Source organism: Bacillus sp. JJ722 (genome assembly GCF_036963345.1).
Lineage (GTDB): Bacteria > Bacillota > Bacilli > Bacillales > DSM-1321 > Bacillus_AD.
This window is the reverse complement of sequence record NZ_JBALMO010000032.1, coordinates 1-12,392: the sequence shown is the minus strand read 5'-3', so window position 1 is coordinate 12,392 and position 12,392 is coordinate 1. Positions and strand designations below refer to the sequence as shown.

Annotated in this window: 11 protein-coding genes; 7 read left to right on the top strand and 4 right to left on the bottom strand. The window is 34.4% G+C overall.

Annotated elements, in window-relative coordinates; translation table 11 throughout:
* Positions 1-83 precede the first annotated feature (83 nt).
* The 4 genes from jag to rpmH form a co-directional block, all read right to left on the bottom strand.
* Entirely contained in the window at positions 84-704 is a 621-nt protein-coding gene (gene jag, locus V7014_RS05235) for an RNA-binding cell elongation regulator Jag/EloR (RefSeq protein ID WP_335504885.1), read from the bottom strand.
* On the bottom strand, positions 701-1,432 hold the full coding sequence (gene spoIIIJ / locus V7014_RS05230) for a YidC family membrane integrase SpoIIIJ (RefSeq protein WP_438824868.1): 732 nt from the start codon (positions 1,430-1,432) through the stop codon (positions 701-703). Before spoIIIJ ends, jag begins: the two co-directional genes overlap by 4 nt.
* Before the next feature lie 235 nt (positions 1,433-1,667).
* Positions 1,668-2,030, bottom strand: a complete 363-nt coding sequence (gene rnpA, locus V7014_RS05225; protein WP_335504881.1) for a ribonuclease P protein component — start codon at positions 2,028-2,030, stop codon at positions 1,668-1,670.
* 86 nt (positions 2,031-2,116) lie between these two features.
* Complete coding sequence (rpmH, locus tag V7014_RS05220) at positions 2,117-2,251, bottom strand: 50S ribosomal protein L34 (RefSeq protein ID WP_019243402.1); 135 nt, start codon at positions 2,249-2,251, stop codon at positions 2,117-2,119.
* Positions 2,252-2,995: 744 nt separating this feature from the next.
* Between rpmH and dnaA the strand changes: the two genes are divergently transcribed.
* From dnaA to gyrA, 7 genes are all read left to right on the top strand, one after another.
* Positions 2,996-4,348 carry a chromosomal replication initiator protein DnaA gene (gene dnaA / locus V7014_RS05215; protein ID WP_335504871.1) on the top strand — a complete coding sequence of 451 codons (1,353 nt, stop codon included), beginning with the start codon at positions 2,996-2,998 and terminating at the stop codon, positions 4,346-4,348.
* A gap of 179 nt (positions 4,349-4,527) precedes the next feature.
* The gene (gene dnaN / locus V7014_RS05210) at positions 4,528-5,661 is read left to right on the top strand and encodes a DNA polymerase III subunit beta (protein ID WP_335504870.1); all 1,134 of its coding nucleotides are present in this window, start codon (positions 4,528-4,530) and stop codon (positions 5,659-5,661) included.
* A 179-nt stretch (positions 5,662-5,840) separates the two neighbouring features.
* Positions 5,841-6,050, top strand: a complete 210-nt coding sequence (yaaA, locus tag V7014_RS05205) for a S4 domain-containing protein YaaA (RefSeq protein ID WP_205063789.1) — start codon at positions 5,841-5,843, stop codon at positions 6,048-6,050.
* Positions 6,051-6,142: 92 nt separating this feature from the next.
* Positions 6,143-7,261 carry a DNA replication/repair protein RecF gene (recF, locus tag V7014_RS05200; RefSeq protein ID WP_335504865.1) on the top strand — a complete coding sequence of 373 codons (1,119 nt, stop codon included), beginning with the start codon at positions 6,143-6,145 and terminating at the stop codon, positions 7,259-7,261.
* Between the two features lie 7 nt (positions 7,262-7,268).
* Positions 7,269-7,499 (top strand): extracellular matrix regulator RemB, encoded by a 231-nt coding sequence (remB, locus tag V7014_RS27190; protein ID WP_438824867.1) that lies wholly within the window; start codon positions 7,269-7,271, stop codon positions 7,497-7,499.
* A 111-nt stretch (positions 7,500-7,610) separates the two neighbouring features.
* A complete protein-coding gene (gyrB, locus tag V7014_RS05195) occupies positions 7,611-9,533 on the top strand; it encodes a DNA topoisomerase (ATP-hydrolyzing) subunit B (protein ID WP_335504886.1) in 1,923 nt (640 codons plus the stop codon).
* An 87-nt stretch (positions 9,534-9,620) separates the two neighbouring features.
* Complete coding sequence (gene gyrA, locus V7014_RS05190) at positions 9,621-12,116, top strand: DNA gyrase subunit A (RefSeq protein ID WP_335504863.1); 2,496 nt, start codon at positions 9,621-9,623, stop codon at positions 12,114-12,116.
* Positions 12,117-12,392: the final 276 nt, after the last annotated feature.

Sequence of the window (12,392 nt, the reverse complement as noted above, 5' to 3'; positions counted from 1 at the left end):
ACTATTCAGTTCTTTGTATTCTCTTTTGTCTATAAGCTATTAAAAAAACCTTTTTAGCAATTAAGCTAAAAAGGTTTTTAACATTATTTTTTTAATGTAATAACTAAATGACGATAAGGATCTTTACCACTAGAATATGTCTCAATACGATCGTATTTCATTAAAGCAGTATGAATTACTTTTCGCTCATATGAAGGCATAGGCTCTAATGCAACTTCTTTTCTAGTTTTTAAAACTTTTTGAGCCATTTTTTCTGCAAGATTTACAAGCGTATCATTTCTTCTTTGTCGATAATCTTCAGCATCTAATAGAATTGTTAAATACTGTTTGGAATGACGGTTTGCCACTAATTGTGTCAATAATTGAAGAGAATTTAACGTTTGTCCTCTTTTACCAATTAATAATGCAAGTTTACTACCAGATAGTTTAAATGTAATCATTTTTCCATCAACTTCGACATCAATCGCTACATTCAATCCCATATTTGTAGTTACTTTTTGCAAGAAAGCTTTTGCTTCTTCAATTGGATCAGGTTGTAAGGTAACCTTAACAGCTGCTTTACGTGTACCAAAAAGTCCGAATAGCCCTTTTTTTCCTTCATCTAGTATTTCAATCTCAACGCGATCTCTTGTTGTATTTAACTGAGCTAAAGCTGATTCTACTGCTTCGTCGACACTTTGTCCTGTAGCAGTTAATTCTCTCACTTCTTCGCTCCTCCTGCTTTACTTGTAGCAGTATTTTTCAAATCTGGTCCTTTGATGAAGTACGTTTGTACAATCATAAAGATATTACCCACTACCCAATATAATGATAGTGCTGCTGGGAAGTTGATTGCAAAAACAACAATCATAATCGGCATTAACCAAAGCATCATCGCCATTTGTGGATTGCCATCTTGACCAGCCATCATCATTTTTTGTTGAATAAATGTAGTAATACCAGCAATTATCGGTAAAATAAAGAACGGATCTTTTTCTCCTAGATCAAACCACAGGAAACTATGATTCGCAATTTCTTCTGTACGCATAATTGCGTGGTAGAAACCAATTAAAATCGGCATTTGAATAATTAGTGGGAAACAACCTGCTAATGGATTTACACCATGCTTTTGGAATAAAGCCATTGTCTCTTGTTGTAATTTTTGTTGCGTTGCAGCGTCTTTAGAAGCATGTTTTTCTTTCAGTTTTTGCATTTCTGGTTGAATTGCCTGCATCGCTTTTGTACTTCTCGTTTGTTTAATCATTAAAGGTAAGATTAGCAAACGAACAAGAATAGTAACGGCGATAATCCCTAAACCGAAGTTATTCCACAGCGCATGTGAAACAGTTGTAATCAATACTGAAAGTGGGTAAACAATAAACTCATTCCAAAATCCTTCACTTTTATCAGTAATTGGTACGTTTACTTCCGTACATCCTGCAAGCAGTAACATTACAGAAACAATACCAACCATAAGCAATATTCGCTTTTTCAAACGTTTATTCCTCCTTATTGCTTGTATCTTTAGTATAGATTTATATATTTATTTATTAAATCGAAAAACTTGTCCTACTGTCAGTTAAATAAATTTAAACAAAACAATGTAAGGGTTTTCCTCTTTAAAAAATAAATTTATTCTGTATTTTATCATTTATTTTTAAACAATTCCTCAGTAGAAAGAAAAATTATTATACCTTTTCTCTTCTCGATTGTTTTTTCAATGCTTTTCCTTTTCGAAGAGCATGAGCTAAGCTACTTTTCACTTCATGAAAATCCATCTGTGCAGCTGGCTTCCTAGCAATAATAACATAATCCCTCTGAGTTAATAGATCATCTTTCATTTCTAAGAAGGATTGACGTATATACCTTTTGATTTGGTTCCTCATCACGGCATTGCCTATTTTCTTGCTCACAGATAACCCAATTCGAAAATAATCTTGCTCTAGCTTCGGCAAAATATAAATGACAAATTGTCTATTCGCAAATGATTCACCTTTATGAAAAACTTGTTGAAATTCTTCATTCTTTTTTATTCTAAATTTCTTTTTCATTATACACACCTTCAAGTTATATCAATCCCGCTTGAATTGAGAAAAAGTCCTAAGCTGAAAAAAGACCACTGAGAGTTTTCAGTGGCCTATGCAGATAATACTTTTCTACCTTTACGACGACGAGCAGCTAACACCTTACGTCCGTTTTTAGTGCTCATGCGTGCACGAAAACCATGAACTTTACTGTGTTTACGCTTATTTGGTTGATAAGTTCTTTTCATTATATGACACCTCCCTGAGGATTACAGTTACAGACAGTCCTACTAATTATATAGATGGTATATAAAAATTGTCAACCTTAATCAAAAAATTGTTTCGAAACAGCTTCAAATTCTTACACATCATCTGACGATTCTTCTCTTTCCAAAACTTATTTTGCAGCTCGATCAGCCAGCCTCATTCTTTTTTATTTTCTACATAAAAACGGCTTACAACACCTTTTCCTCTCTTGTGGATAAAATTTTCGCCATTATTTTATTATCCACAACAATATTAGACAAGTTTTTCACATGTTAAATTGCTGGTGATAACTTATTATTAACAGTAATGCGCAATGTGGATAACTTTTAATAAACATTGCAACTACTAGATTTATTTGATATTATATAAATGTTTTCACTCTGAATAACTTTATCCACAAAAACACTTATCCACAAACTGTGAATAACTTGTGGATAGTTATTTACAGGTGTTAATAATAGGTTGTCCACATATTGTGGATTTTGTCGAAAAGCCTAATTACTTCTTATATATAAATATTATCCACAAAGTTCAATTGTGGTTTTTCACTGAGCACTGCAATTTTTAAGGCTAATATTTCATATCTATTATTGTCTCTTGAAATTCTTTTCGTATTCTCGAGCGTTCACTTTACGTGAATTATCTAGAGGATTAAAGTACACCATAATGCAAAAAAAAGAAGGAAATATACAGATTAGCTTCATTCTTATAAAGGAGGGTTTACGTTGGAGAATATTGATTCTTTATGGGATCAAGTATTACACCAAATGGAGAAAAAAGTGAGTAAACCTAGTTTTGAAACATGGTTAAAATCAACTAAAGCCTCTTCTATCCAAGGAGACACACTCACAATAACAGCTCCAAATGAATTCGCTAGAGACTGGCTTGAAGGACGGTATACTCACTTAATTTCTAGTGTTTTATATGAAGTTATTGGTGAAGAATTACTTGTCAAATTTGTCATTCCTCAAAACCAGCATAATTCTGATCTAGATTCGGGCAAACAAGCTGAAAAAAAAGGCAAGAAACGTGATGAAGATCATGCTGATTTTCCTCAACATATGTTGAATAATAAAAATACATTCGACACATTTGTTATTGGATCTGGAAACAGATTTGCACATGCAGCATCGTTAGCTGTTGCTGAAGCACCTGCGAAAGCCTACAATCCATTGTTTATCTATGGTGGTGTTGGTCTTGGAAAAACGCATTTAATGCACGCCATTGGACATTATGTACTGGAACATAATCCAGCTGCTAAGGTAGTTTATTTATCATCAGAAAAATTTACAAATGAATTTATTAATTCAATTCGTGATAATAAAGCAGTAGAATTTCGTAACAAATATCGAAATGTCGATGTATTACTAATAGATGATATTCAATTTCTTGCTGGAAAAGAACAAACGCAAGAAGAATTCTTCCATACTTTCAACACGCTTCATGAAGAAAGTAAACAAATTGTCATTTCGAGTGATCGACCGCCAAAAGAAATCCCTACGCTAGAAGATCGATTACGTTCCCGATTTGAATGGGGTTTAATAACTGATATTACCCCTCCTGATTTAGAAACACGAATCGCTATTCTTCGTAAGAAAGCAAAAGCTGAAGGTTTAGATATTCCAAACGAAGTTATGCTGTATATAGCAAATCAAATTGATTCTAATATTCGTGAATTAGAAGGTGCACTTATTAGAGTAGTAGCTTATTCTTCACTAATTAATAAAGATATAAATGCTAGCTTAGCTGCAGAAGCACTGAAAAACATTATCCCTAGCTCTAAGCCAAAGATTATTACGATATATGAAATTCAAAAAGCCGTTGGAGAACAATTTAGTGTTAAGCTAGAGGATTTTAAAGCGAAGAAAAGAACGAAGTCTGTTGCTTTTCCTCGTCAAATTGCCATGTATTTATCAAGAGAATTGACTGATTCTTCATTGCCAAAAATCGGCGATGAATTCGGCGGTAGAGATCACACTACCGTAATACATGCTCACGAGAAAATCTCTAAATTAGTACAAACGGATTCTCAACTTCAACATCATTTAAAAGAAATTAATGATCGTTTGAAAGCATAGACGTTAACTGAATACTGTTGATAACAAGCCAGAGTTTATTCACAGTCTGTCCACATGTGGATAGACTGTTTTTCCTTGGCGAAACAGGAGTTATCCACATATCAACAGGCCCTACTATTACTATTACTATTTTTTATAAAAAAGAATTATATATATTTGTAAAATGAAGGAGGATTTTCATGCAATTCATTATCCAAAGAGATCGATTAGTAGAAAGTGTCCAAGACGTAATGAAAGCTGTTGCTTCAAGAACAACGATTCCAATCTTAACAGGTATTAAAATTACTGTTTCAAATGATAGTGTCACACTAACAGGTAGTGATTCAGATATTTCAATTGAATCTTCTATTCCATTAGAAGAAGAAGGAAACGTTTTAGTAGAGATCAAAAAAACAGGAAGTATTGTTTTACCAGCAAGGTTCTTCAATGAAATTGTAAAAAAACTGCCTATGGATGATGTTGAAATTAGTGTTGAAAATGGACTACAAACGATTATCCGTTCAGGAAAAGCTGAGTTCAACTTAAATGGATTAGATGCAGATGAATATCCTCATTTGCCACAAATCGAAGAAGATAGCATTATTACTATTCCAACAGACTTATTAAAAACATTAATTAGACAAACTGTTTACGCAGTGTCCACGTCAGAAACACGTCCTATCTTAACAGGTGTCAAGTGGAATGTTGAAAATGGTGATATAATCTGTACTGCAACAGATAGTCACAGACTAGCTTTGCGAAAAGCGAAGGTAGAATCAAATGCTGTTGAAAGCTACAATGTAGTTATTCCAGGAAAAAGCCTAACAGAATTAAGTAAAATTCTTGACGATTCACAAAATCCTGTGAGTATAGTTATTACAAATAATCAAATTTTATTTAAAGCCAAGCATCTATTATTTTTCTCAAGATTGTTAGAAGGGAATTATCCTGATACTTCTCGTTTAATTCCGTCAGAAAGTAAAACGGATATCACAGTGAATACAAAAGACTTCCTTCAATCAATCGTCCGTGCTTCTTTATTAGGAGAAGGAAAAAATAATATCGTAAAGCTTTCTACTATTGGACAATCAGGTGTAGAGATTTCTTCAAATATTCCTGAGATTGGTAAAGTAGTTGAAGAAGTACAAGCAGAGTCTATTTCTGGTGAAGAGCTGAAGATCTCTTTCAACGCAAAGTTTATGATGGATGCGTTAAGAGCATTAGAAGGTTCAGAGATTAGAATTAATTTCACTGGTGCAATGAGACCATTCGTAATTCGACCACAACATGACGATTCGATGTTACAATTAATTCTTCCGGTAAGAACGTATTAAAACAATTAAAAGCTGTTAGTATTGACTAGCAGCTTTTAATTATTATATTCGAAAGTAAATTTTATCTAACTTTTGTACATATTAAAATTACTAGCATAAAACTAGTTTTCTTTGTGTATTTTGTTAGGTTTTAGTAAAATGAAGTATTAGAGACGATTATAGAAAGAGTGCATAAACTTATGGATACAATCTCAATTTCAACAGAATATATTACTTTAGGTCAATTTTTAAAAGTAGCAGATGTTATTCAAAGTGGTGGAATGGCTAAATGGTTTTTGTCTGAACACGAAGTTTATATTAATAATGAATTGGATGTAAGAAGAGGTCGCAAGCTTCGTGCAGGAGATATTGTTGAAATACCTCAAATAGGTAAGTTTCTTATTAAGTAAACTTTGATTGATGGGCATTCCCCGCCAATCATAAGTTTACTCAATTGCCAGATGGAACGGGATAAAAGGAGCAGAGTAAAGGAAACGATTGTATGTATATTGAATCACTTAAAGTGAAGAATTACAGAAATTATGAAGAGCTAGAAATGAGTTTCGAAAATAAAGTAAACGTCATTTTAGGAGAGAATGCTCAAGGTAAAACAAATATCATGGAATCTATTTATGTGCTAGCTATGGCAAAATCCCATCGAACATCAAATGATAAAGAACTTATATGTTGGGATAAAGAATATGCTAAAATAGAAGGTAGAATACATAAAAAAAATTCAACGATTCCACTTGAATTAGTTATTTCTAAAAAAGGTAAAAAAGCTAAGTTCAATCATATCGAACAGCAGCGTTTAAGTCAGTATGTTGGAAATATGAATGTCGTAATGTTTGCTCCTGAAGATTTAAATCTTGTTAAAGGGAGTCCTCAAGTAAGACGGAGATTTATTGATATGGAAATTGGACAAGTATCGCCTTTATATTTACATGACTATAGCCAATTTCAAAAAATACTTCAACAACGAAATCACTATTTAAAATTGCTGCAAACGAAGAAACAAACGGATCTCGCTATGCTTGATATTCTTACGGAACAGTTTATTCAATATGCTGTGAAAATTATTGAAAAACGGTTTCAGTTTCTCACCCTATTACAAAAATGGGCAGAACCTATCCATGATGGTATATCAAGAGGCTTAGAAACGTTAAAAATACAGTATAAACCATCGGTAGATGTATCAGAATCAATGGATTTGTCGACAATGATTGATGAATACACTGAAAAATTTACCAAGATAAAACAAAGAGAAATAGACAGAGGAGTTACTCTTTTTGGACCCCATAGAGACGATCTTGTTTTCATAGTGAATGGACGTGATGTTCAAACATTTGGATCTCAGGGACAACAAAGAACAACAGCTCTATCACTGAAATTAGCAGAAATTGAATTGATTCATGCTGAAATAGGTGAATACCCTATTTTACTACTCGATGATGTTTTATCTGAATTAGATGATTATCGTCAATCGCATCTTCTTAATACGATTCAAGGTAAGGTGCAAACTTTTGTAACGACTACGAGTATTGAAGGAATAGATCATGCAACATTACGTGCGGCAGCTACTTTTCATGTTATTAAAGGAGATATGAAACAAGTAAAATAGAGGTGTCATGATGTATATCAGTATTGGTGGTGAGGTTGTTATAAAATCAAGGGATCTTATTGCAATACTCGATCAACACATAGTCCATGAATCAAAGATTATGAGAGATTTTCTTAGAAAAACAACTGAAAATGTTGCTGAGTCGACAAAGGATACTTATAAATCGATAGTGATAACTACAGACAAGGTATATTTCTCTCCTTTGTCTTCCACAACCCTAATAAAACGCTCATATTAGTACGCTTTCTCTAGATAAGGAGATGGTGTTGTAATAGTGAACGGAAAGACTATTAATGAATTCTCATAATGAAATTATTCAAATGAAAAGTGCAGGTGATACGAATTGACAATGGATCAAAAGGCTGATCAAGAACAAACGTATGATGCGAATCAGATTCAAGTGTTAGAAGGTCTCGAAGCAGTTCGGAAACGTCCTGGAATGTATATTGGATCAACTAGTGAAAAAGGTTTACACCATCTCGTATGGGAAATTGTTGATAATAGTATTGATGAGGCATTAGCAGGATATTGCGATGAAATCAAGGTAACGATTGAAAGCGACAATAGTATTACCGTTCAAGATAATGGACGTGGTATTCCAGTTGATATTCAGGAAAAAATGGGTCGACCAGCTGTAGAAGTTATTTTGACAGTCCTTCATGCCGGTGGTAAGTTTGGTGGTGGAGGCTATAAAGTATCAGGTGGTCTTCATGGTGTAGGTGCTTCCGTTGTAAATGCCTTATCTACAAAATTAGAAGTATTTGTTCATAGAGATGGCAAGATTCACTATCAAGAATATGCAAAAGGTGTACCGGTTGATGATTTGAAGGTAATCGGAGAGACAGATATAACAGGAACGAAGATTACTTTTTGGCCAGATGACGAAATTTTCACTGAAACACTTGAATATAATTATGATACATTAGCAACTCGATTACGTGAGTTAGCTTTCTTAAATAGAGGCATTAAAATTGTTATAGCAGATGAACGAGAAAATAAGAAAACCAATGAATACCACTATGAAGGTGGAATTGTTTCTTATGTTGAGCATTTGAATCGCACAAAGGAAGTGCTTCATGAAGAGCCAATTTCATTAATAGGTGAACGAGATGGCATTTCCATTGAAATCGCGATGCAATATAACGATAGCTATACAAGTAATATTTATTCTTTTGCGAATAATATTCATACGTATGAAGGCGGTACGCATGAAGCAGGTTTTAAATCAGCTTTAACGCGTGTAATAAACGATTATGCCCGTAAACAAGGCATGATTAAAGAAAGTGATGCTAATCTTTCAGGTGATGATGTTCGTGAAGGATTAACAGGTATCATTTCTGTTAAGCATCCAGACCCTCAATTTGAAGGTCAAACAAAAACAAAATTAGGTAATAGTGAAGCTAGAACCATTACAGATTCTATTCTTTCTGAAAAGCTAGAGAAATTTATGCTCGAGAATCCAACAGTAGCGAAGAAGATTGTTGAAAAAGGTTTAATGGCAGCTAGAGCTCGAATGGCCGCGAAAAAAGCCCGCGAATTAACGCGAAGAAAGTCGGCTTTAGAGGTTTCAAGTCTACCGGGTAAGCTTGCAGACTGTTCTTCTAGGGATGCTTCAATTAGTGAATTGTATATCGTTGAGGGTGACTCAGCGGGTGGTTCTGCTAAACAAGGACGTGATCGTCACTTCCAAGCGATTCTACCATTACGTGGTAAAATTTTAAACGTAGAAAAAGCTCGTTTAGATAAGATTCTTTCGAATAATGAAATTCGAACAATCATTACTGCTCTTGGAACAGGGATTGGAGAAGATTTTGATATTACAAAAGCTCGTTACCATAAGATTATCATTATGACCGATGCTGATGTTGATGGAGCACATATTCGAACATTATTATTAACATTCTTCTACCGTTATATGAGAAGTATCATCGAACATGGCTATATCTATATTGCTCAACCACCTCTTTTCAAAATTACTCAGGGGAAAAAGGTAGAGTATGCATACAATGATAGACAGCTTGATGAGGTTTTAGACGCATTACCACAATTACCTAAGCCAGGTTTACAACGTTATAAAGGTCTTGGAGAAATGAACCCAGATCAACTTTGGGAAACAACAATGGATCCTAAAACGCGTACCTTTCTACAAGTTTCTCTTAAAGATGCTATTGAAGCAGATGAAACATTTGATATGTTGATGGGTGATAAAGTAGAGCCCCGTCGAAACTTTATTGAAGAAAATGCAGTTTACGTGAAAAACTTAGATATATAGAAAAAAGCAGGATAGCACCATCTATCCTGCCTTTTACATAGTAACGAAAAAAGATAAAGCGAATGCTTTCAAAGGGAGGTTTTCTCCATGTCGGAATCTAGAGTACAGGAAGTTAACATTAGTCAGGAAATGCGCACATCATTCTTGGATTATGCCATGAGTGTTATCGTTTCACGAGCACTTCCTGATGTAAGAGACGGTTTGAAACCCGTACATCGTCGTGTTCTATATGCAATGAATGATTTAGGAATGACAGCAGATAAAGCCTATAAAAAATCAGCACGTATTGTTGGTGAAGTAATCGGTAAATACCATCCACATGGTGATTCATCTGTTTATGGAACCATGGTTCGAATGGCACAAGACTTTAACTATCGTTATATGCTTGTTGATGGTCACGGAAACTTTGGATCGGTAGATGGCGACGAAGCTGCTGCGATGCGTTATACAGAAGCGCGTATGTCAAAAATCTCAATGGAGTTATTGCGAGATATCAATAAAGATACTATTGATTATCAAGATAACTATGATGGTTCAGAAAGAGAACCAGTCGTTCTACCATCTCGTTTTCCAAACCTATTAGTTAATGGTTCAGCAGGGATTGCTGTAGGTATGGCAACAAATATACCACCACATCAACTTGGTGAAATCATTGATGGTGTATTAGCCGTATCGAAGAACTCTGATATTACAGTGGATGAATTGATGGAATATATCCCAGGTCCAGATTTCCCAACTGCTGGTTTAATTTTAGGTCGAAGTGGTATCCGTAAAGCTTACCAAACAGGAAGAGGTTCGATCACTCTTCGTGCTAAAGTTGAAATTGAAGAAAAGCCAAATGGAAAACAAACGATTATCGTTACAGAAATTCCATACCAAGTTAATAAAGCAAAACTTGTAGAAAAAATTGCTGAATTAGCACGTGATAAGAAAATCGATGGCATTACAGATCTACGTGATGAGTCTGATCGTAAGGGTATGCGAGTTGTTATGGAAGTTCGTAGAGATGCTAATGCGAATGTTCTATTAAACAATCTGTATAAACACACAGCATTACAATCAAGCTTCGGTATTAATCTACTTGCATTAGTAGATGGTCAACCGAAAGTGCTAAATCTAAAACAATGTCTTGTTCACTACTTAGACCATCAAAAAGTAGTTATTCGCCGTAGAACTGAATTTGAACTACGAAAAGCGGAAGCAAGAGCTCATATCTTAGAAGGTTTGCGAATCGCATTAGATCATCTTGATGAAGTAATTGCTCTTATACGTAGCTCACAAACAACTGAGATTGCCAAAGAAGGCTTAATTTCTAATTTCTCTCTAACAGAGAAGCAAGCTCAAGCTATCTTAGATATGCGTCTGCAACGCTTAACAGGTTTAGAGCGAGAGAAGATTGAAAATGAATACAACGCTTTAGTAGAGCTTATTGCGGAATTAAAAGGAATTCTAGCGGATGGGGAAAAAATTCTAGAAATCATTCGCGAAGAGCTTCAAGAAATCAAAGAGCGTTTTAACGATGAAAGAAGAACTGAAATCGTCTTAAAAGGCTTAGAAAGTATTGAAGATGAGGATTTAATTCCCCAGGAAAATATAGTCGTTACATTAACTCAAAAAGGTTATATTAAACGACTTCCGATTTCTACATACAAGAGCCAGAAACGTGGAGGTAGGGGAGTCCAAGGAATGGGTACAAATGAAGATGACTTCGTAGAACATCTTTTAACAACAAGTACTCACGATACTATTCTATTCTTTACGAACAAAGGTAAAGTATACCGTGCAAAAGGATATGAAATTCCTGAGTTTGGTCGAACTGCCAAAGGATTACCGATCATTAACTTACTAGAAGTGGAAAAAGGCGAGTGGATTAATGCCATTATTCCTGTAAGTGAGTTTAAAGGGGATAATTTCTTATTCTTTACAACAAAATTAGGTATTAGTAAACGTTCACCGTTAGATTCATTTGCTAACATCAGGAACAATGGATTGATCGCCTTAGGATTGAAAGATGATGATGAACTTATTTCTGTTAAATTAACAGATGGAAATAAAGATATTGTTATTGGTACTAAGAACGGTATGATGATTCGTTTCCCTGAAACAGATGTACGTTCAATGGGACGTACAGCCACAGGGGTTAAAGGTATTACTCTTCGTGGAAATGATGAGGTTATTGGAATGGAGCTTCTTGATGAAGGAGCAGAGATTTTAATCGTAACTCATAATGGATATGGTAAACGTACGAATGAAAAAGAATACCGAATCCAAAGCCGTGGTGGTAAAGGTATTAAAACATGTAATGTTACCGATAAAACAGGTACACTTGTTTCAGTAAAAACGGTAAATGGTGAAGAAGACTTAATGATCATCACAGCAGCTGGCGTAATTATTCGAATGGCAGTTTGTGATATTTCTCAAACAGGTAGAAATACACAAGGTGTAAAACTTATTCGTTTGGATAATGATGAAAATGAATTTGTTTCTACAGTGGCCATCGTTGAGAAAGAAGATGAAGCCGATTTGGATCAAGAATCTGACGAGAACCTTCCTTCAAGTGAGTATGAGTCTACAGAGGAATAATTAAGAAGAAACTTTTAATTCTTTAGGTATTTTCTAAGGAGTTAAAAGTTTTTTTATGGTTTTAGGAGTGAGAATGATGAAGTAAAAAAGCAACAATAAATTTATTTTTCTGATTTTAATTAAACGCTTGCGTAAAATGTATATTGCCTATATAATAATAAAAGTCGACAAGAGAGCAATTGAAAAAGTAGCAAAAAAGTTGTTGACAAAGAGGTTCAAAAGAGATAAACTTATAAAAGTCGTCAAAACAAACGACTGAATCGTTCATTGAAAACT